The organism is Microcoleus sp. AT3-D2, from assembly GCF_036705715.1.
Classification (GTDB): Bacteria; Cyanobacteriota; Cyanobacteriia; order Cyanobacteriales; family Microcoleaceae; genus Microcoleus.
The window spans coordinates 1-21,549 of record NZ_JAUBVE010000097.1; the positions used below are offsets into that span (position 1 = coordinate 1).

Consider the following 21,549-nt stretch of genomic DNA (forward strand, 5'->3'; position numbering starts at 1 on the left):
GACATCTCAACTCCTACTTAGATTTACGTCCTCATTATACACAATTTATGATTTACAAATCATTTGCGATCGCTATATACAGATATTATTTGAATTTGTGCAAGGGCTCGGAAAAGCAAGGCACTTATGCCACAGGTAATCAAAAAGCAGCCATACAGCAGTTCTCAATCTTGGTGAGGTATGCCCTATGCCCTATGCCCTATGCCCTATGCCCTATGCCCTATGCCCGCTTATAAAGCGTGCACCTCATGTTACTGAGAAAGGCTATAAGTGCAAATTCTCCATCTCCCCCCGCGCCAGCAATTTATCTGCCTGCAGCTTAGGATGCGGGCGGAAAGTCTAAATCTATACCAAAAGGCAGTTGTCGCTGTTACGATCGAGCTAAAGCGTTTAATCAAACTATGCCCAGCACATCTCCCTTGCCTTTACTCTCAAACTCAAAAAAGCCTCTACCGATCCCTAACAACCTGCGCCAACCTTTACTGGTTTTAGCAGGGGTTATTTCTCTGAGCAGTTCAATTTTAATAGTGACTGTTGCCAACTCCTCGCCAGCAGTGGCTCAAGAAAGTGAGGGATGCTTCATGCGGAGCTCGTCAGGCCGAACCCTCAACCTCAGCCAATCAGTCTGCGGTTTTCTCCCCGAAGAATTGACGCCTACCACTTCGGCGGCGGCAAAGTCGGGAGTGTTTCAGGCAAAAATCAAACGGCGAGAGGCTAATATCCCCGTCATAGAAGTCACGTTTAACGGCAAACAAAAGTTCGAGATGATGGTAGATTCTGGAGCTAGTGGCACAGTAATTACACCAGCAATGGCTAAAGCCTTGGGCGTTGTTCTCCAGGGAACAGTAAAAGCACAAACTCCGAACGGAGTGGCTACTTTTCCCCTCGGTCGCCTGACTTCTATGGAAGCAGGTGGTCTGGCAGTTAACAATGTAGTTGTTGCCATCTCGCCATCCCTAGATATCGGACTGTTGGGTCACGACTTTTTTGGTAATAAAGATGTGACTATTAAGCAAGATGTCATTGAATTTCGATCTCGCTCTTAAAAACAACGAAGAAAGAAGAGGGAAGAAGTAAAGAAAAATTGAAAATTCAATAATTTTTCTTATTGGTTAGTTAAAACAAAAAATTCCTTCTTCCTTCATCCTTCCTCCATCCCTTACATCCGTTACATCCGTTACAAAATCCGTTTCCGAACTTCCTTCTTCCTTCATTTCAAAAACTCAATCAACTGCTGCAACTTCAACCAAGATTCGCCGCTCAATAAAATGTCCTTAGCCATAGAAACTCCTGCTGCGTGAGAACCCATAGGAATTGCACCTCCCACCTGAAAAGCCAAAGACGCATTCAAAGCTACAACATCCATTTGTGCGGGCGTACCTTTGCCTTGCAAAACGTTCCGCAAAATCTCGGCGTTTTCCTCAACATTTCCGCCTTTTAACGAGCCGATCGCACTTGGTGTCAATCCTACCTTTTCCGGGTCTAAAGTAGTGAGTTCGACTTTGCCGTCCGACAAAACCGCCAAATCAGTCACATCACCCAACCCCGCCTCGTCCAATTTTTCTCTGCCGTGAACGACAACAGCTAACTCAGTCCCCAACTCGGCCAAAGCTTGGGCAATAGTTGATACCAGACTAGGATTGAACACCCCGATTACCTGCCCTGTAGGGCGCATAGGATTGACCAGGGGCCCTAATAGGTTAAAAATAGTCCGCACCTTCAAAGTTCGCCGGAGCGACGCTACAGCCTTAAGTGCGGGATGCCACCCAGGCGCAAATAAAAAGGTGATGCCCACGGAGTCTACCGCAGATCTTACCTTCAGGGGATCGGCGTTGAGGTTGACTCCCAGTGCTTCCAACACGTCAGCAGAACCCACTTTGCTCGATGCGGAGCGATTTCCGTGTTTGGCGACTCGAACTTTGCCGGCGGCGGCCACAAAAGCTACAGCAGTGGAAATGTTAAACGTGGATGCGCCGTCGCCGCCTGTGCCGCAAGTATCAATTAATTTGAGATTGGAGATGGAGGATTTGGGATTGACAACGCTCTCCAATTCGCCTGCAAGCGACTGAGAATGCAATACCTGAGCCATTCCTGCCAATTCTTGAGCAGAGATGCCTTTGGCTTGGATGGCCGCTAAAATTGCTCCTGAGAGGACGGGGGGAATAGCTTCTGCTAGCCATCCCTGCATCAAGTCGGCTGCTTGGGCGCGTGAGAGAGATTGTCTGTCTAATAGTTGTTGCAGGAGGGCTGGCCACACAGGAGAATCCGCCGTCTGGGTTGAAGCAGGGGATAACTCTGGCGTTGCTAGTAGAGGAGAATCTGTCATTTATTAGTTTCTAGTCAAATTTAGACCGATCGAGCTTTGCGGCCAAACCGAGAATCGATCGGGATTTTACCAGACTTGCCGACCAAATTTTGCGCGATCGGACCCAGATTTTTGCCAAAATGCCAGCACCGCTACAGAATTTTTCCGCCCGCATTAGCAGAATATGAATTTTTTGATACAACAATTACGCTATTGTTGTGCCAACTTTACAGAGAAACCCCCGATCGTACAACTGCCAGCAGTCTGCTGTATTATCTATCAGCAATAATACTTAACAGTAACTCAGAGCATCCAAAAACCGATAAAAGTTTCCGACAGGAGTTGTGGAAAGCAAAAAATTTTAGACATTAGGAGAACCCCAGATTCATCTGTGGAGTCAACTTTAATCTAAAATCTCAAATCGACTGACTGACAGCAAGGACAGCGAGCATTTAGCTCTTGCAGGCGGGTTAGTTGCTTCGGGTAAGAGTCGATGATACTCTCATCCCAATCCTAAAAATAGGCTCTTGCGGTTGTAGAAGTCGCAGCCTTTTATTGTAAGAACATCCTTGCTACTAACTTATTTCAGGGTATTCAACTGCTAATCTATTCAGGGAGATTTCAAGGAGCGGGTTTGGCTCGAACACCTGCACCGCAGGCCGATCAATGTGCGAATGCGATCATGATAGCCAGTCAAACATCAAATAAATACCGGATTAGCTAAACTTTCCGCAACAATCACTAATAACTAACAGTCCAGTAGGACAGATGAATAAACACACTCGTCTCCGGCTGTGGTACACCATCTTTCAACCTAACTAACGGCTCAAATTTAACAGGCGGTAGAGCAAAAATATTCACCTCACACACAAGAGCAGGGTATTCACAAGTGGGAAATCAAAAATTAGGAAATAAAGCCATAGAATGCCTGAATGTCGCGGAGGCACTGCACCAAATGGAAGCAAAATATTATAGTATGTTTGAAAATGCTGTGTCGGGCATTTTTCAAACAACCCAATCCGGTCGCTACATCAGCGCTAACCCAGCTTTGGCTCGCATCTACGGATATAATTCCGCCGCAGAATTGATGGGCTGTCTGACTGATATCAGCGATCAGCTTTACGTCAATCCCGATCGGCGCGATCAGTTTGTTTCTGCTTTGCAAGAACAGGGCATCGTATCGGATTTTGAGTCGCAGATTTATCGCCGAGACGGAACAATAATTTGGATCGCTGAAAATGCGCGGGCTGTCTGCGATGAAGCAGGTAGATTGCTCTACTACGAAGGTTTTGTAGAAGATATCACCCAACGTAAGCAAGCAGAATCTGCACTTCGAGAAAGCGAAGAACGCCTGCGCTTAATAATTGAAGGCGTTAAGGATTACGCTATATTCATGTTAGATCCTGATGGGTATGTAGCTAGCTGGAATTCGGGTGCAGAACGCATTTTTGGATACATATCTCATGAAATAGTCGGCAATCATTCGGAGTGTTTTTTCACTAAAGAAGATATTGAAATCGGCAAGCACAAAGAAAAATTAATCCGGGCAGTGGCAGAAGGTCGATACGAAAATGAAGGCTGGCGGTTTCGCAAAGACGGCTCGCAATTTTGGGCGAATATTATTGTTACTCCTTTGCGTGATGAAAGCGGAGAGTTGCAGGGCTTTTCTCAAGTAATGCAGGATATTACCGAGCCAAAGCGGGCAGCAGAGGAAAAGATGCAGTTGATTGCTTCTTTGCAGGCGTCGGAAAAAAAGTTTCGCACTTTGTATGAATCGACGACTGATGCGGTAATGCTGCTAGACGAAGAGGGTTTTTTGGATTGCAATCCGGCTACTTTAAAGTTATTTGGATGCAGCACTGAATCGGAGTTTTGCGGCAAGCATCCTTCGGAATTCAGCCCGCCGTTGCAACCAAACGGACAAGATTCTATGAGTCTTTATCAAGAGCGAATTAATACGGCTATGCGCTCTGGAAATTGCCGTTTTGACTGGCTGCAATGCCGTTTGGACGGTTCCGAGTTTCCGGCGGAAGTGCTGCTAACTTCTATGGATATCGGCGGCAAAATGGGGCTGCAAGCCGTGGTGCGGGATATCACTTATCGGGTGCAGGCTGAGGAGGCATTGAAGCAGGCTAACGAGGTATTGGAATGCCGGGTTAAAGAGCGGACAAGTCAGTTGGAAGAGGCTATTAAAAAGTTGAGTTTATCGGAAGAAAAGTTTTCTAAGGCTTTTCGGTCGAGTCCAGATCCGATGATTATTACTACTTTTGCGGAGGGTCGTTTTATTGAAGTTAATGATAGTTTTCTGTCGCTGACTGGTTACGATTTAGAAGAAACGACCTGCAATACAGTACCGGGATTAAATATTTGGGTAAGGCCTCAAGACCGACTTGATTTTAGGCAAAGTTTGCACCAACAAGGTGTTGTTCGCAATCAGGAATGCGAGTTTCGGATGAAGTCGGGATCGGTGGTGGTGTGTTTGCTGTCAGCAGAGTTGATTAATTTGGACGGCGAACTCTGTATGCTGGCGGTGATGACGGATATTACCGATCGCAAACACGCCGAAGAAGCCCTGCGGGAAAGTCAGCGGGCTTTGGCGACGCTGATGAGCAATTTGCCGGGAATGGCCTACCGTTTTCGCAACGATGCCGATCGTAGTATGGAGTTTGTCAGCGAAGGTTGCTATCAGTTAGCCGGCTATTCTCCTGAAGAATTTATCGGCACTCGGGAAGTTTCTATCTCGGAATTGACTCACCCGGACGATCGCGATAATTTGTGGAATGCCGTGCAAGTTGCTTTACAAGAAAATCGACCCTATCAGCTAACTTACCGAATTACTTCTAAAAATGGCGAATTAAAATGGGTTTGGGAGCAAGGTTTGGGAGTGTTTTCCGACTCGGGAGAATTGATAGCTTTGGAAGGATTAATTACTGATATTTCCGAGCAGAAACGCAGTGAAGAAGCTTTGCGGCGATCGCAAACAGAGTTAACCCAACAAAAACTTCAACTCGAAAATACTTTGCACGAATTGCAGCAAACTCAAGCTCAATTGATTCACACTGAGAAAATGTCTACTCTCGGTCAAATGGTAGCGGGTGTTGCTCACGAAATTAACAATCCTGTTAGCAGCGTCTGCGGCAATCTCGTCCACGTCGGCCACTATACGGAAGATTTGCTGAATTTGCTCGATATGTACCAGCAGCAATGCCCGCAGCCGTCGGCAGCAATTCAAAATAAAATTAAGGATATCGAATTAGAGTTTCTGCTAGAAGATTTGCCGAAAGCGATGTCTTCGATGCAGGTTGGGGCCGATCGCATTCGGGAAATCGTGCGATCGCTCAGAACTTTCTCCCGCAAAGATGATTCTCAAATGAGCAAAGTTAACCTGCACGAAGGAATTGAAGGAACGTTGCTGATTCTGCAAACTCGTTTGAAAGCCAGAGGAAACTATCCCGAAATTGCGGTAATTAAGGACTATGGAAATTTGCCTTTGGTTGAGTGTTATGCCGGGAAAGTCAATCAGGTATTTATGAATTTGATCGGAAATGCGATCGACGCGATCGAGGAATACAACGAAGGGCGTTCAGTTGCCGAAGTCAAAGCTAACCGCAGCAAGATTAAAATTAGGACAGAAGTGCAAAACTCCAATGCTGTAATTAGGATTTCTGACAACGGCCCCGGTATGCCAGAAGAAGTTTCCCAGCAGTTATTCGAGGCTTTTTTTACCACAAAACCCGCCGACAAAGGCACCGGCTTAGGCCTGTCAATTTCCTACAAAGTTATCCAAGAACATGGTGGCAAACTTAGCTGCGTGTCTGCACTCGGCCACGGAGCAGAATTTATCATAGAATTGCCGATCGAACAAATTAGCGATCGTTGACCGACTGAACCGGGAATTAGATGATACTGAGCGAGACGCGACAGCAGGACTGAACTTAGTCAGGCAGAGGTTATCCATATTTTCTGAAAACGAGATAGTGATGCAGTTTTTTGCTGCATTGAATAATATTATCTTTTTTGTATAAATTAACAAAGGCAGAATTCAGAATCTTGTCGAGCGAATTTCGCGTGATGATGTCCCTGCTGAAGTTGTTCAAGATGCTGGTGAAGATTTGGGATTGATTCTAGGAACGGTGTTAGCGGGACTTAAACAAATTTCAAGTCCAAACAGAGCATCGAACCTGCTATGTGTGGTACAAATATACCATACATTTGAATCTCAATTAGGATTGCTATAACATTTTGCTGATTTCATAGTAAAGCTTACCTTCAAGCGCCATCCTGACAGCTATTGCTCGTTTTAGTTCTCACAGCATCGATATCGCTTTTAATGAAAGATTCTAATTGGGCTATTTCTTTTTCCATATCTTTTTGTGGAAGTTGTAAGTTATTCATTTTTTTTCATGATCGAGTATTGCATATAATTGTACCGTAATCATGATAATGATTTAGGATTGCTATAAAAGGCTAGCTCGTGTGTGTCTTGCATCTTTCTCAATAAGGCTTGAGAAACCGGGTTCCTCTACGAAAAATCCGGAGTTTCAGGTAAGGGCAGTTGCAAGAAACTAGTTTCTGGCTCTGGTGCAAGATGTGAGTAGACACAAAAAAACAAGGTATGTCAACGAATGTTTTGAGCCTAAAATCTTCTTCCCTTCTGCCTTCTGCCCTCTGCCTTGCCTCAACAGTAAATATTAATGCCGACCTACTTAATTATCTCTGTGCAAATTGTCGATCGAACACTGACTTGAGCTTGCTGCGTAATAACCGTTGAATATATAGATGCTTGCCTGGTTTCACCCGAGTCATGGTTCGTATAACCAGATTGTCGGCATCAAAATTTTCTAGTCCTTCAATTCGGGTGGGTTCCAATACTTCTGGGCATTCACTTTGAAGCTGCCGTCCGGCCTCATTAATTAATGCATACACTGCATCCAGATCCAAACCTGGTGGAACTGGAACATCTACCTTGGCATAGCTGTATTGTTTGGAGTAATTGACGATTGAGCCGATTTCTCCGTTGCGGATAATCTGTAACTGTCCGTCTGCGTGACGAACATGAGTAGTACGGAGTTCGATGGCTTCAACTTCTCCCTCCAAAATCCGGTCTTCTCCCTTCCCTACCTCTATGTAGTCACCTACAAGATAGTAGTTTTCAAACAAAATGAAGAAGCCGCAGACAATATCGTTGATTAAGTTTTGTGCCCCAAACCCCACAGCTAAACTGACTATACCTGCTCCAGCCAGAATGGGAGCTGGATTGATGCCGACTAAATTGAGAACAATAATTCCTCCGACAAAATAAGTCAGATACTTTAAGATACTTTTGAAGAGGGGAATGATAGTAAGACGCCGCTGCCGCTGCAAATCGGTAAGATGATCGGTTTTGAGGACTAAATCTTCTAAGATGATATTAGTAATTTCAATAAAGACTCCACACAGGAAATAGAGTCCAATCATCTGGATGATTTGACCTGAATAATTCGTAATCCAAGCGATGGAGTCGATGTCTTGAATAATTAGAGTTGCGATCGCAACATACAAAATGTATTCCAGTGCCTTCTTCAGTCCTGGCATTAAGTGTCGAAAGCGTTCATAGTGACGCAATACATTTTCAGTGCTGGAGTAACGCAAGCTCAGAGCATCCAGCGTGTCGATCAGCACAGACAGCACTTTGATGAGCAACTGCCCTAGAGAAACTGCCAGATAAGCTTTGAGTCCGACTCTGAGATACTGGGTGACGACAGCCGGTGCGTTCAGAAAATCGCTGCAAAAAATCAACGCCAGCAGCCAAGTTCCATTTGATACAACCTTTTTGAGCGAGTTGAAAAATACCTCAACGCTTTCGTCGTTGGCGGTGATCTGATCCGAGCCTTGAGCCAGCACGCTGCCCCGATCCAGCACCTTTAGTAGATAAGGTAGACTGAGCTTGACCAGCAATAGTAGGCTAATGCACTTCAAGAAGGCGATCGCTAGTTGGTTCCAAATTTTGCGGGGAATGCTGCTCAGCAAACCCAGGTAAAAGGACAACAGACTTTTCCCCTGAAAAATCAGCGCCCCATTCACTCCTGCCACCAGCAAACACAGAGCGACGCAGGTCACGAGTAATATGACCGTGATATTTTGTCGCAGGTTCGTGACTTTTGGAGAGTGATTCCGAAACCGGGTTGACTCTAGCGCTTTCAAGCTAAAACCAGCCAGCCAGTTCAAAAACACGAACCCAGCCGCAAGCCCAGCAATGCCGAAAAGGGTAATGGCTATATCTACCACCATGGATAGTTTATGACTTCCAAACATTTGACTTTTTCCTGCTCTAAACTATCTAGACTGGTAGGGAAGTACCCGACTCTGGCAATTCCCTCATATGATTGGGTGAGATAAAAATTATAGAATGAAGGCATCACACAACACAAAACTCCACAATTTGGCGAGGTTGAGTTGCAAGATTTTAATAGTTAGTGAAGGGTTAAAGCTGACGGGGTAACACAGGGAGCTACAAAGCAGACAGAATCAGGGACATAGCCCGTTGACCCCGTTGATACTAAAGCTTAGGCTACAATCAAGTGCTTTGTGATAGTTGTGGGTGCCGAATGTAGGTAGGAACAGGGTGGCAAACAAGTGAGGAGTGAGGAGTTAGAAGCAAATACTCCCCCAAATCACCAGTCCCTAATCCCCTATTCGTCATCGGCAAAGCGGCAAAACAGGAAGTCGAGGGCGTAATTCCCCAGGTCGTAGTATTTCTGGTCTTCCATAATGCGATCGCGTTGGCGCGGACGTTCAAAGGGAATATCCAGTACCTCACCAATGCGGGCAGCGGGGCCATTGGTCATCATGACTAAGCGGTCGGCTAAAAATAGCGCTTCATCGATATCGTGGGTAATCATCAGCACGGTAACCCGGTGTTCCCGCCAAATTTGCAGCAGTTCTTCTTGCAACTCTTCTCGCGTGATGGCATCAAGCGCCCCGAACGGTTCGTCCAAAATCAAGATTTCCGGACGAATGGCTAAGGCACGCGCGATCGCACATTTGTCTGGAAAGTTTTGGGCCTGTCTTTCTATCAGATTAGCAATGTTTTGGCTTATTTTTCTACGATCGTTGATGTAACCTCGTGCGGCTTTCCTGTACTTTTGGCGATCGGCAACACTAATAGCTTCTGCCCAAATAAGCTGTCGCGCATTTAAATTGTATATTCAGGGCGGGCGGGACGCCCACCCCACAAGACTTGAATTTTTTTGACATACAATTTAAATGCAGAACAGCTTAGCCGTTAATTAAGGATTTCCCCACTTCCCACTCACCACTCCCCAAAACCGATTCATGAATGGGATGACAACTGGCTTAGCTAATTGGCACAAAGAATACTTTTACCAAAAAACTACCAGTTTTTGCAATATAACCTATCTTAGTACCATTCGGGTAAAGCGAATTAGAGATTGAGGTTTACTGCCCTGGGGGCTGATTGTTGTCAAAAAAAAGATAGGTCGAGTGCTTCTTTTATTTTGAATCGCGATCGTTTAAAAGAGCGAGCGGGACGATCGGATTCGTTAGCTCGCTGATTAACCGGACGAGATCTAACGAGTAATTCTGATTTCTGATAACTATTTTCGACAAGGACTAAAAGATTGTCGGTGAAAGACAGACACACCGCAGCGTTCCAAAGCCAATTTATGTTTTGCTGTTCCATATCCCTTGTTATTTGTCAAGTCATATTCAGGATACTTAACAGCCATCCGCAGGATTAATTCATCGCGCCAAACTTTCGCCACAATACTAGCAGCAGCAATCTGAATCGATCGCGCATCACCCTTAATCATCGTCTCTTGCTCGATCGACAAATTGGGAATTCTTTGATTCCCGTCAACCAAACACAAATCCGGCTGAACATTCAGCTTAAGAATCGCCCGTTTCATCGCCAACAAAGAAGCCTGCAAAATATTGAGGCGATCGATCTCCCGCACCGAAGCCGCACCAATTTGACAGTCAACCGCCACAGCCCGGATTTTCATAGCTAACCGACTCCGGGCTGCGGCACTCAACTGCTTGCTGTCGCGCACCCCGCAACTTGCTAATTCATCGAGAACTTCGTCGGGCAAAATGCAGGCTGCAGCCACCACCGGCCCGAACAAAGCCCCTCGTCCGACTTCATCCACACCCGCAATTATCAGAGCGTTCGAGGGAGAGGGGGAAAGCGGAAGATGGAAAGATGGGAAGAGAGTAAAAATTTCTACTTCTTCCTTCTTCCTTCTTCTTTCTTGCCTCTTATCTCTTCCCTCTTCCTTCATAACTATTCATCCACAAGGGCAGATGAGCGGCGGCGGCGGCGGCGGTTGATAGCAGGCTCATCGGGTTCGCTTGATTCGATCGGCTCATGGGATTCGATCGGCTCATGGGATTCGATCGGCTCATGGGATTCGATCGGCTCATGGGATTCGATTGGCTCATGAGATTTGATCGGCTCATGGGATTCGATCGGTTCATAGGATTCGTCCATCACACCGCTGGGTTCATCCATCCGATCAAAATCATCAGTTTCGTCGATCAAACTCTCGCCATAAATTTCGGCATCATCATCATCATCATCATCCTCAGAAAAAACAGGCTCAACTACCGACCTTTCTGGATAATAATCCCGTTCCTCAACATTCTGTGCAGGCGCCGTCGGTTCAAATTCAAATTCGAGCTGCTCGAAAGGCGGCTTGTTCGGGGCAGCTCCCGGAAGAGTCACCGAAACGATCGCATTCTTAGGATTTTTCACGCTGCGATCAGTAAGCACCAAAGGAGAAACCCCCATCAGAGCATAAACATCCTGCTCCTCCGCCGTCATTTCCACCGAAATCACCTCTGGAGGCTCCACCATCGGCTTCATCAACTCAGACTTAGCCGGACGCAAGCGATCAAAATCCTCGCGCCTGCCAGCAGCAGCCATATTCACCAGCCCGAAGCCCTCCGAAGCTGCCCGGATGCCGGGGGGTGCCAGATACTCAGAGCGCGTATCCGCGACAGGCGCGCTCGAAGTATTCGGCAGCCGCAACTTGCTACGTACAGGTTCCTCCTCCGCCGGGAGAGCAAAAGGCTCTTCGCCAATCCGGCGGCGGCGGCGGCGTCTAGTTCCGTTCCCCAAATCCTGATAGCTGGGATGGTTGAGCAAGTCCAAAGGCGAGGCGTTACTGCCGGTCTCAAAATCCGAACTTTCGCTCTGACTCTGAGGTTCCCAAGCAGCCCGAGCAGGTTCGGGGGGGCGTTCTTCCCGCACTGGTGCAGGAGTTGCAGCCGCTACAGGCGTCAAGCTGCGGCGTTCCAATCCTTCGGGCAAATTCAACAAAACGCGGTTCGACGTAGCAACAGTGCGCTCGCCCGATTCCCGCACCGCTGCGGCGAAGTCTTCTTCCCCAGGGAGTTGCACCAGATGACCCAACCCGCTGCAAGTAGGGCAACTGTGGCCGAACAACTCGTAAATATTTTGACCTTGGCGCTTGCGGGTGAGTTCTACCAGTCCCAATTCCGACAGTTGAGCGATTTGCGGCCGAGCCTTGTCAGCTTTGAGAGCTTTATTGAAATGTTCCAGCACCTGCAACTGATCGCGGCGGGATTCCATGTCAATAAAGTCAACAATAATCACCCCGGCAATATTCCGTAACCGCAGTTGTCTAGCAATTTCCGTTGCTGCTTCGCAATTTGTCCAGAGTACCGTTTCCCGAGCCGTCGCCGATCGAGTAAACGAGCCCGAGTTGACATCTATAACCGTCAGCGCCTCAGTCGGCTCAATAATCACATAACCACCCGAAGGCAAATCAACCCTTGGTCTGAGGGCTTCTCGAATCGCAGCGTTAACCCGGAAAAATTCTAAAATCGAGGCGCGCTCTCGGTGGTGGTCGATCAAAACTCCCGCAGGAAGTTTACCGCCGTTCCAGCTCATCAACTGCTGCTTCACCCGCTTAATTCCATTTTGCGAGTCCACCACAATCCGATTCACGTCACCGCTGAACATATCTCGCAGCACCCGCTGGATAAAATCGTCATCCCGGTTGAGCAGTGCCGGCGCCCGCGAAGTACCGCCTTCGAGTTGAACGGCTTCCCACTGTTTTTGGAGGACTTCCAAATCTTCCATGATCGCTTCTTCAGTCATCCCTTCAGCTTCGGTGCGTACCAGCAGCCCCATCCCGGCAGGTTTCACCAAAATAGCCAGAGCTCTGAGGCGGTTGCGCTCGGCTTCCGACTTGATCCGCCGCGAGAGATTGACTCCCCTGCCGTAGGGCATCAGTACCAAATAGCGGCCCGGCAGGGTAATGTTGCCTGTCAGGCGGGGGCCTTTGCTGCCCGTCGGTTCTTTCATTACCTGTACCACCACTTTCTGCTGGGGGGTCAGGAGTTCTGTAATTGCTCCTGCCGAGCGTTTAAGACGCAGCGGGCCGAGGTCTGTGACGTGCATAAACCCGTTACGTTCTGGATCGCCAATATTGACGAATGCCGCATCTATCCCAGGGAGTACATTTTCAACAATTCCCAAGTAAATGTCACTGACTTGGTGGCTGCCTGTGGCTACCACAAGTTCTTGGATTTGATCTTCTGAAAATACGGCAGCAATGCGATGCTGCTCTGCTATAACTATCTGCTTTGTCATTCAATTTCCTCAAAAAACTGGCAGCAAGTTAGAGACACTTACGCACTCATAGTGCCTCTGACTTAGACTGTAATTAGTAGTAGCTTGAAGAGTTATTAGCTGTGAGTTGGTGCAGGGTGGAAGGAAAGTTAACTGTTGACCGTTCACTGTTAACTGTTAACTGTTGACTGTTCACTGTTAACTGTTACAGATAAAGTAGTTAAACCCGCCCGTACAGAGTTATGAGTTATGCTCAGCAGATAAATCTGAGAGATAGAAATAAGGAGGCTTTTATCGAGTTACCAATATTGAGATTTGAGTTGACAATTGCGAAATCAATACTCAAAATTCAACACTTACAACTCTTCCTTTGAACGAGCGCGAATAAATTCATTGACACCGTACCAATTTCTTAACACACAACTTAACACTACGAACTGATAACTCCGCTTGCGTGGTGGTAGAGGGCTGGTTTTGAGCGAAAGTAGGTAGGAGTGAAAGCGCCTAGACTTTTGTTGAATTCTTGTGCGATCGCACTCAACATACCCCAGTTTGGCATTCGACTGCAACCTCCGCCCCTGCCAACCCTAAAACCTCGTCAATCGATTTTAGATTTTAGATTTTAGATTTTAGATTTACTCCACAGATAAATCTGGGAGATTGAAATTTAGTCTAAAATCTAAAATTTTGGTTTTCCACGAATTAAGTCGGGGGCTTATCTCCGTTTTTTGACGGGTCAGTCGATTTTAGATTTTAGATTTTAGATTTACTCCACTGATGAATCTGGGAGATTAAACTAGAGTCTAAAATCTAAAATTTTTGGCTTTCCACGAATTAAGTCGGGGGCTTATTTCCGTTTTTTGACGGGTCAGTCGATTTTAGATTTTAGATTTTAGATTTTAGATTTTAGATTTACTCCACTGATGAATCTGGGACATTGAACTAAAGTCTAAAATCTAAAATTTTTGGTTCTTCACGACTTAAGTCGGGGGCTTATCTCCGTTTTTTGACGGGTCAGTCGATTTTAGATTTTAGATTTTAGATTTTAGATTTTAGATTTACTCCACAGATGAATCTGGGAGCTGGAACTTTAATCTAAAGTCTAAAATTTTTGGTTCTCCACGACTTAAGTCGGGGGCTTATCTCCGTTTTTTGACCCGCCAAAAACATTTATTGTTGAATACCCGCTCTGCGGTTTGAACCGTAAAATTTTTGAATAAGCCGACCACCGACAACCAGTCGATCGAAATTAATCGCTAAATTTGGTTCAGACCCCGCTCCGGCGGGTTTGGCGCTAGATTTAGCCCGTGAATGTACAACAAAAAGGCTTAAAGTCTTGAACAGAAGCAAATTGCACCCAGCCCGCGTTGCTGGTTGACGAGGGCGGCGAGCGACTAAAGCGCTCGAGCCACCGCGGCTTCCATAACAAGCGATTATAGCGTGAAACGACACATCCCGATCGAAAGCCGAAGGTGAAATATTCCACCGCGGCTTCCCTATTTTAACCATAACCCAGGATTAGCTGACTACGCTCAACCTGTAGAAGCTGAATTTCCTGCTGGCTGACTTGTTCGAGCATGAACACAATATGTTCTGGCTTTAGCAAGTTGCCATCGCTGCGACAACTGCCGGTAAACCGCAAGACGGCTCTACCTTCGGATGTAGCACCCCTAGCAGATGTGCTGCTGTCGGGTTTGTGCTCTACAAGTTCTAGTTTGTGCAGCCGATCGCGCAAATTGACATCCTTCGTCTTTCCCGACTTAGTAGTATGCACGCGCCAAAAAGCCTCGGTTTCGGCGATCGTCTTGACCCAAGCTTCCCAGTTGGCATCAGGAGCCACGGAGACAGGAGCAGAATTTTCATGGTCTAATTCGCCATTTTCTGTCAGCGAACCCCCTAAAGCCACAGTAATCACGTACTCCGCTGCTTCTAACAACTGGTTAGCAGAAGGATCCTTAAGATCGATCGACTCAACCTTGTAAATCGGAATATTTTCCGGCAGCTTAGCGGCCAACTTTTCCCGAAAACTCTCAATATCGATCGACTCAGTGAGCTCAAAGTCGGCAATTTCCCCAGTGCTGGTAACACCCAGAGGCAGAGCATTTGCCAGAGAAATCCGAGGGTTCGGGTGAAACCCGCCGGTAAACGAAATCGGCAAATCGGCTCTGCGGACTACTCGATCGAACAATCGGATCAAATCCAAATGACCAACCAAAGCCATATCACCCACCTTCCCGAACCAAACCCGCAAACGCTGTTTCCGCTCCGTATTCGGGACAAACTCCCCAACAAACTCAGGAATTGGCAGCGCATCCACAACCACATTGTGTCCGAAATCGGTGCCGCAAACTCCGCAGCGCGAACACCCTTCAAAGGAACAGTCGGGAACCGTCGCTGCTTCTAAAGCCTTTTGCAAGTCTATTTTCAGCCAATTTTTGTCGATTCCCGTATCTAAGTGATCCCAAGGCAGGGCCTGATCGAGAGAGAGGGGGAGAGAGGGGGAAGGGGAGAGGGGGAGATCCGGAGAATTGGGAAAATCTTCCTTGATTTCTCTTCCTTCTTTCTTATTCCTTATTCCTTCCTTCTCCCTTCTTCCGACGGACATCGCACTGACATCCGTTACATCCGTTACAGAATCTGTTGCCGAACTTCCTTCTTCCTTCTCCTCTTCCTTCTCAAAAAGATTCCACTCGCCGCTTTCGACTTGGCGGTATTTCCAGGTAAGGCCCGACTCATCGATCGCCTGAGTCCAAGCTTTGTAAGCCCGATCCAAGCTTTCCCACCACGCATCCATACCCGCGCCAAGTTCCCAAGCGCGGCGGACTACAGCGGCCAAACGCCGATCGCCCCGTCCGACAAAATCCTCCATTGCCGAAATCCGCACATCAGTGTAATTCACCTTGACACCCCGCATCCCCCGAAACTCTTCCTTCAGGAGTTTTTGCTTGCGGGAAAACTCAGCAGTAGAAACCGAGTGCCACTGAAAAGGAGTGTGAGGCTTAGGCGTAAAATTAGAAATTGTCAAGTTAAAATTCAGTCCCCGCCGACCATTGATCCTGCATTCCCTGTGCAGCCAGCGGACTGTTTCGGCGATGCCCAGAACATCTTCATCAGTTTCCCCAGGCAAACCGATCATAAAATACAGCTTGATTTTATCCCAGCCGCGATCGACCGCAGTTTTGACACCCCGAAGCAATTCTTCGTTGGTCAAACCTTTGTTAACAATGTCGCGCATCCGCTGAGTACCAGCTTCCGGGGCAAAAGTCAAACCGCCTTGTCGCGTACCGCCGAGAATGTCGGCAATATTATCGTCAAATCTGTCAACCCGCTGGCTGGGTAGAGACAGAGAAATATTTTTATCTTTCAGGCGATTTTTGATTTCCATGCCGACTGCTGGGAGTGCCAGATAGTCGGAACAACTGAGGGAAAGCAGGGAAAACTCGCTGTGCCCGGTGGCTTGCATCCCCTGTTCTATTGCCTCTACGACTTGCTGCGGTTCGACATCGCGCGCGGGGCGAGTCAGCATTCCCGGCTGACAGAAGCGACAGCCGCGGGTGCATCCCCGGCGGATTTCTACTGTCAGTCTGTCGTGTACTGTCTGGACGTAGGGAACTAGGCCGATCGAATAAGCTGGTATGGGAGTTGCCACGCGGCGCAGAATTCGTTCTGGAACTTGCGGGCGGTTGGGATGAACGGAACCGTCGGCCGCCATATCGTAGAATTGCGGGACGTAGACGCCTGGAATTTGCGCTAAATCCAGCAGCAATGCTTCTCGGCTCAAATTATTAGTTTTGCCTTCTGCCAAAATCAAGCCAATTTCTGGCAGCAACTCTTCTCCATCTCCCAAAGCGATGAAGTCAAAAAAGTCCGCGTAGGGTTCGGGGTTGGAAGTTGCCGTTTGCCCGCCAGCAAAAATCAGCGGCATTTGACCGTTTTGGGGATTGGTCGCTCTTTCTTGCCAAGTTAGGGGAATGCCGGCTAAATCCAGCATTTCCAGAATGTTTGTTGCTCCGAGTTCGTAGCTGAGGCTGAAGCCCAGAATATCAAATTCTGTGAGCGATCGCCTTGATTCTACGGCAAACAGGGGAGTTTTGGTTAATCGCAGTTTTGCTGCCAAGTCGGCGGCGGGCAAATAAGCTCGATCGCACAACTGCCTCGGCAAAGCATTCAAAATGTTGTAAAGGATGATGTGCCCCAGATTGGAAGCACCAACTTCATACACTTCTGGGTAAGTGAGAACCCAGCGCACAGACGCCGCGTCCCAAGGCTTGTGCGTAGCCCCCAATTCATTTCCCAGATAACGAGCAGGCTGATTAATGTCTGCTGTAAGTAATTCTTCGACTTTTACTGCCACGGCTCGACTCGCTAAATATTTGCGACTCTTAAGCAGCCTACCTTAAAATCTGCCAACACGCCAACGACAGTCGTCTGTCTTTTCGGCCATTTAACCGAATTTGCTGTGTTTTGTTGCCTGTTATCGTCGATGAGGAGGTTCTATCAGTGTTGTTTTACGCAGGAGTTTTGGGCATCAAAGCTATCGACATTTTCAAATATCTCAAAAACTCGATCGAGTTGGCTGAGTTCCAGAATCATCTTAATCCCAGGGGATACCGAGCAAAGACTAAACCTGCGCCCCATTTTTTTCGCCTGCTTGAGGCCCGAAACCAATGCCATCAAACCTGCACTGTCAATAAATTTTACTTCGGCCAAATCTACGAGTACCGCTACAATCCCGGGGGCTGCAATTGCTGTCGTTAGTTGTACGTCGAATTCTCCGCAGGTGGCTGCATTCAGGTAGTCTAGGGGTCGGATCACCGTAATTGGTTTATGGGCAAGAAGTGTCTGCATATGTCAAACCTATGATTGCTACGTATTTTCAACTACTGCGCTGGACGGATGTAAGCCTAAACCTACTTGATTACTCTGAGCCTAACTTAAGCTGAGGCAAACTGACCAGTTGTTGCCAGTAGTTTTACTGAATCTTTATTTATTGACTCTTTTTTATGAAGTTTTGCCTAAGATTTGGGGAGGAAACGTAAGCTACTATACTATTTTTTATTTAGGCCTGCAGGTTTAGTCTTGGTAATTCTAAAAATTGCGATCGAATTTGTCCTAACTGTTAGATGAAACAGAACAATGTAATTTAAATCACTTATTAGTTCTGATCTAGATCACCTGTTTACTCGACAGTTCAGAGGAAAATTAAACAGTACGGAGTTCTCCGACTTACTATGCAAGCAACTCATGCTATTCGTCAACTTGTAGAAAAAGCCCTCTACATTAAGCAGTTGACGCCTGACATTGAAAACGAAATCAACTACGAGCTCACCCGTTTGGGGTACATCTCCGATATTGATTATGAGGCTTTAGAGTTATTAATGGATGAAATGGATGCCGGCCGGGTGCAATTGGTATCTAGCCGTCGATAGTGGGAACCGGGCGACCAGTCCACATCCAAAAACCCAAAAATCCTTGCACGGCGGGCAATAGAGACCTGTTAGAAGCATTTACGCCGATCCAATATTTTTCTAATGAAGCATCTCGTTGCTGAACTTGATATGTGAGGAAATAGTGTTAGGGGCGATCGTCCCTGCACCTCATACAATTTTAGATTTTAGATTTTAGATTTTAGATTTTAGATTAAAGAATTGAAGAAGTGGGACTACTGATTATCAGGGTTTGGAACTTATCTACAGTTGCATTCTTTTTGGAAACTGCTATTAGTATCAAAAACTACCAACTTTGAGCAAAATTAAATTGATAACTTTTGGGGCTTGACAAGTTAGCTAGAGTTGTGATTTATACTAAAAAAAACGTTTTTCTGCCGAATTCTCCGATCGCTCGAATGCAGAAAATTGATGTGTAGTTACGACATCCTTCATCGCGGAGTCAATCTAAAATCTAAAATCTAAAATCTAAAATTGTTTGATCGCGCCGCCAAACTTGCCACCACCGCCACCAACTCAGCAGGCTCGATCGGCTTGGGCACGTAAATTTGAAAACCTTGCTGCAGTGCCCGTATCCGTTGCTCTACCCTACCAACCGCCGTGAACGCCAACGCCGGAATTTCCTTGTCCATTATCCCTGATCGAACTTGTTGCAGCAAAGCTTCTCCATCAAGGGCCAGCAGGCCAATATCGATCGCCAACACATTCGGATTCAGCCTTTCAATCGCCTCCAGGGCATCCTTTCCAGAGCTAGCAGTCTCCACCTGGGCCCCGCAATCTTCGAGCACGGTACGGGCAAAATCCAGGGAATCCGCGTCGATATCGACCACCAATACCCGCACTCCAGAAAGATTGGTGCTGACAAAAGACTCCTTTACAGGGGCTCGCGCCTTGCTTTGAGGAATCGCAACCTCACCGAGTGGGGCAACAGAAAATCCGCCGTCGCAATGAAGCTGTTGAATTGGCAATTTCACTAAAAACCTCGAGCCTTCTCCCTTCCCGGCAGATTCGGCTTGCACCGTCCCCCCGTGCATTTCCACAAAATGCCGCACTAGGGCCAAACCCAAACCCAATCCGTTGTACGATCGCCTTGTAGAGCTGTCAGCTTGGCTGAACCGCTCGAAAACGTGCGGCAAAAACTCTTTTGAAATCCCTTGTCCCGTGTCACTAACCTCAATTTCGATACTAGCGGGCGACAAATTTTTACAGCAAGCGGATTCGTCACCGGCAAAAGTCCTCTCCATCTTTCGCACCGCCACCCTCACCTGTCCGCCATCAGGAGTGAACTTAATTGCATTCGACAGCAAATTCCACGCTACCTGCTGCAAGCGACCGGAATCGGCAAAAATCCGCCCGGTACTGGGGTCGAAATCCGTCACCATTTCAATATTTTTGGCGGCAATCGCGGGCGCTAGAGTATCGATCGCAGCCTCAACAGTCGAAATCACATCCACCCACCGCAAATTCAGCGACAGTTTTCCGGTAATAATCTGCGACACGTCCAGCAAATCCTCGATTAGAGTTGCCAGCGAACGTGTATTGCGGTCGATCGTTTCCAGAGCCCGAACAGTCGTTTTTTCGTCAAACTTGCGGTTCCGCAGCAGTTGCGCCCATCCCAGCATCGCATTCAGTGGCGTCCGCAATTCGTGGGACAAAGTTCCTAGAAACTCGTCTTTAATCCGGTTCGCCCGCGCCAATTCCTGGGCTCGATCGTGCAGTTCTCTTTCCAACTGCTTGCCAACCGTTAAATCGAGAATAAAAGCGACAGATTCTTGCCGCTTTTGGGCCAGCAAAACATATCCGATCAACACCGGAATCCGGCTGCCGTCTCTCCTCCAGAATTCCTTTTCGTAGGGAGTGCAAGCCCCCGTTGCTTGTGCCTCTGCCATCCCCTTCTTGTCGAGAGACTGGTACTCCGGCGGCGTGATGTCAATCCAGTTTAATTCCCCGCGCTGCAACTGTTCCCGCGTGTAACCAACTATCCGCAAAAATTCATCGTTGGCCTCGATGATACCGCCGTTCACATCCCCGAAGATAATTCCCATCAAGTTAGCTTCGGCTAACATTCTCAGCTTTTCTTCGCTAGCTTGGAGTGCAGCTTCTGTTTGCTTGCGCTCAGTAATGTCTTGGATGTAACCCGACAAACCAGAATCGGAAGGATAAAAACGCATCTTCAACCACTTATTCCATAACGGTACGAATTCTTCATACTCGACCGTTACCTTTTCTGCTAATGCTTTGCTCGCCATTTTGTAAAACTGTAAATCTACACCACCTGGAAATATATCCCAAATTTTTTTACCAATCAATTCTGCTTTTGATCTGCCTAACAGCTCAATAGCTTGATGGTTGACATAGGTATAGTTCCAATTTAAATCAACAGCGATAAAAGCATCGGTAATGCTTTCGAGAATGTTAGTAATTTTATAGTTTGCCGATTGCAGCGCTTTAGCTGTTTCTTCTGCTTGCAACCTCGCTGCTTGTTCGCGGGACAAAGCTGCCCCGCGTTCTTGTTCTGCCTGTTTTCGATCGCTAATATCGATGTAAGAACCGATGTAACCTGCAAAAGTGCGATCGGGCCTGTACCGGGGTACGCCTGTACCCAAAACCCAGCGGTATTCTCCGTCATAGCGTCTCAGGCGGCATTCGTGCCGATACTCACTGCCAGCGTCGAAGGCTTTTTGGTAAATATCCAGACATTCTGGTAAGTCATCTGGGTGCAAGTTTTCCATCCAACCCATGCCCATTTCTTGCGCCAAAGTTCTACCGGTAAACTCCAGCCAAACTTTATTAAAGTAATCGCCAAGTTGGTCAGTATCCGACATCCAAATCATTACCGGCGCGGTATCTGCCATGATCCGAAATCGAGCTTCACTCTCCTGCTGCTGTGCTTCGGCTTGCTTGCGCTCGTTCCGTTCTTGAACTTCCCGCAGGGCCCGCTCAATCGACGGCACCAGGCGTATCAAACGGCGTTTGAGAACATAATCAGTAGCCCCTCTTTTCAAAGTTTCGATTGCCACTTCCTCGCCCAAAGTAGCCGAAACAAAAATAAACGGCACTCCCGGACAAGTAATGTGGGCAATTTCCAATGCAGCTATCCCGTTAAAACAAGGCAGCATATAATAGACCTCTTGCGAAAGTCTCAGGCGAGCGCTAATTTATCTTCAAAGAAAGTTCATAATTATAAATACCAGCAATCA

13 protein-coding genes and 1 pseudogene are annotated in these 21,549 nt (G+C 47.2%); 4 read left to right on the forward strand and 10 right to left on the reverse strand.

Annotation, left to right across the window (positions count from 1 at the left end):
• The coding region (locus QUB44_RS27385; RefSeq protein ID WP_333372455.1) for a hypothetical protein at positions 1-236 on the forward strand (236 nt) is incomplete at its 5' end.
• 165 nt (positions 237-401) lie between these two features.
• The gene (locus QUB44_RS27390; protein WP_333372456.1) at positions 402-1,046 is read left to right on the forward strand and encodes a retropepsin-like aspartic protease; all 645 of its coding nucleotides are present in this window, start codon (positions 402-404) and stop codon (positions 1,044-1,046) included.
• A 164-nt stretch (positions 1,047-1,210) separates the two neighbouring features.
• On the opposite strand, the gene trpD is transcribed toward QUB44_RS27390, so the two are convergent.
• Positions 1,211-2,326, reverse strand: a complete 1,116-nt coding sequence (gene trpD, locus QUB44_RS27395) for an anthranilate phosphoribosyltransferase (RefSeq protein WP_333372457.1) — start codon at positions 2,324-2,326, stop codon at positions 1,211-1,213.
• Positions 2,327-3,194: 868 nt separating this feature from the next.
• On the opposite strand from trpD, the gene QUB44_RS27400 reads away from it, so the two are divergent.
• A complete protein-coding gene (locus tag QUB44_RS27400; protein ID WP_333372458.1) occupies positions 3,195-6,185 on the forward strand; it encodes a PAS domain S-box protein in 2,991 nt (996 codons plus the stop codon).
• A 389-nt stretch (positions 6,186-6,574) separates the two neighbouring features.
• On the opposite strand, the gene QUB44_RS27405 is transcribed toward QUB44_RS27400, so the two are convergent.
• The 8 genes and pseudogenes from QUB44_RS27405 to QUB44_RS27440 form a co-directional block, all read right to left on the reverse strand.
• A complete protein-coding gene (locus QUB44_RS27405; protein ID WP_333372459.1) occupies positions 6,575-6,700 on the reverse strand; it encodes a hypothetical protein in 126 nt (41 codons plus the stop codon).
• A 315-nt stretch (positions 6,701-7,015) separates the two neighbouring features.
• Positions 7,016-8,599, reverse strand: coding sequence for a mechanosensitive ion channel domain-containing protein (locus tag QUB44_RS27410; RefSeq protein WP_333372460.1), 1,584 nt, complete (start codon positions 8,597-8,599; stop codon positions 7,016-7,018).
• 377 nt (positions 8,600-8,976) lie between these two features.
• Positions 8,977-9,330: pseudogene (locus tag QUB44_RS27415) on the reverse strand (nitrate ABC transporter ATP-binding protein); the annotation flags it as partial.
• A gap of 570 nt (positions 9,331-9,900) precedes the next feature.
• On the reverse strand, positions 9,901-10,584 hold the full coding sequence (locus QUB44_RS27420) for a ribonuclease HII (protein ID WP_333372461.1): 684 nt from the start codon (positions 10,582-10,584) through the stop codon (positions 9,901-9,903).
• A gap of 2 nt (positions 10,585-10,586) precedes the next feature.
• A complete protein-coding gene (locus tag QUB44_RS27425) occupies positions 10,587-12,923 on the reverse strand; it encodes an Rne/Rng family ribonuclease (RefSeq protein ID WP_333372462.1) in 2,337 nt (778 codons plus the stop codon).
• Between the two features lie 409 nt (positions 12,924-13,332).
• The gene (locus QUB44_RS27430) at positions 13,333-13,461 is read right to left on the reverse strand and encodes a hypothetical protein (RefSeq protein ID WP_333372463.1); all 129 of its coding nucleotides are present in this window, start codon (positions 13,459-13,461) and stop codon (positions 13,333-13,335) included.
• A 942-nt stretch (positions 13,462-14,403) separates the two neighbouring features.
• Positions 14,404-17,256, reverse strand: coding sequence for a TIGR03960 family B12-binding radical SAM protein (locus tag QUB44_RS27435; protein ID WP_333372464.1), 2,853 nt, complete (start codon positions 17,254-17,256; stop codon positions 14,404-14,406).
• Between the two features lie 143 nt (positions 17,257-17,399).
• On the reverse strand, positions 17,400-17,750 hold the full coding sequence (locus tag QUB44_RS27440) for an STAS domain-containing protein (protein ID WP_333372465.1): 351 nt from the start codon (positions 17,748-17,750) through the stop codon (positions 17,400-17,402).
• Between the two features lie 383 nt (positions 17,751-18,133).
• Between QUB44_RS27440 and QUB44_RS27445 the strand changes: the two genes are divergently transcribed.
• Positions 18,134-18,331 carry a hypothetical protein gene (locus QUB44_RS27445; protein ID WP_015176637.1) on the forward strand — a complete coding sequence of 66 codons (198 nt, stop codon included), beginning with the start codon at positions 18,134-18,136 and terminating at the stop codon, positions 18,329-18,331.
• A 479-nt stretch (positions 18,332-18,810) separates the two neighbouring features.
• Here the strand turns inward: QUB44_RS27445 and QUB44_RS27450 are convergent, their stop codons facing one another.
• Complete coding sequence (locus QUB44_RS27450) at positions 18,811-21,468, reverse strand: PAS domain S-box protein (RefSeq protein ID WP_333372466.1); 2,658 nt, start codon at positions 21,466-21,468, stop codon at positions 18,811-18,813.
• Positions 21,469-21,549: the final 81 nt, after the last annotated feature.

Excerpts from the sequence above, each read along its gene's own strand:
- QUB44_RS27405 (WP_333372459.1), bottom strand. The coding sequence starts at position 6,700 with ATGAATAACTTACAACTTCCACAAAAAGATATGGAAAAAGAAATAGCC.
- QUB44_RS27410 (WP_333372460.1), bottom strand. The coding sequence starts at position 8,599 with ATGTTTGGAAGTCATAAACTATCCATGGTGGTAGATATAGCCATTACC.
- QUB44_RS27425 (WP_333372462.1), bottom strand. The coding sequence starts at position 12,923 with ATGACAAAGCAGATAGTTATAGCAGAGCAGCATCGCATTGCTGCCGTA.
- trpD (WP_333372457.1), bottom strand. The coding sequence starts at position 2,326 with ATGACAGATTCTCCTCTACTAGCAACGCCAGAGTTATCCCCTGCTTCA.
- QUB44_RS27390 (WP_333372456.1), top strand. The coding sequence starts at position 402 with ATGCCCAGCACATCTCCCTTGCCTTTACTCTCAAACTCAAAAAAGCCT.
- QUB44_RS27445 (WP_015176637.1), top strand. The coding sequence starts at position 18,134 with ATGCAAGCAACTCATGCTATTCGTCAACTTGTAGAAAAAGCCCTCTAC.
- QUB44_RS27430 (WP_333372463.1), bottom strand. The coding sequence starts at position 13,461 with ATGCCAAACTGGGGTATGTTGAGTGCGATCGCACAAGAATTCAACAAA.
- QUB44_RS27440 (WP_333372465.1), bottom strand. The coding sequence starts at position 17,750 with ATGCAGACACTTCTTGCCCATAAACCAATTACGGTGATCCGACCCCTA.
- QUB44_RS27420 (WP_333372461.1), bottom strand. The coding sequence starts at position 10,584 with ATGAAGGAAGAGGGAAGAGATAAGAGGCAAGAAAGAAGAAGGAAGAAG.
- QUB44_RS27450 (WP_333372466.1), bottom strand. The coding sequence starts at position 21,468 with ATGCTGCCTTGTTTTAACGGGATAGCTGCATTGGAAATTGCCCACATT.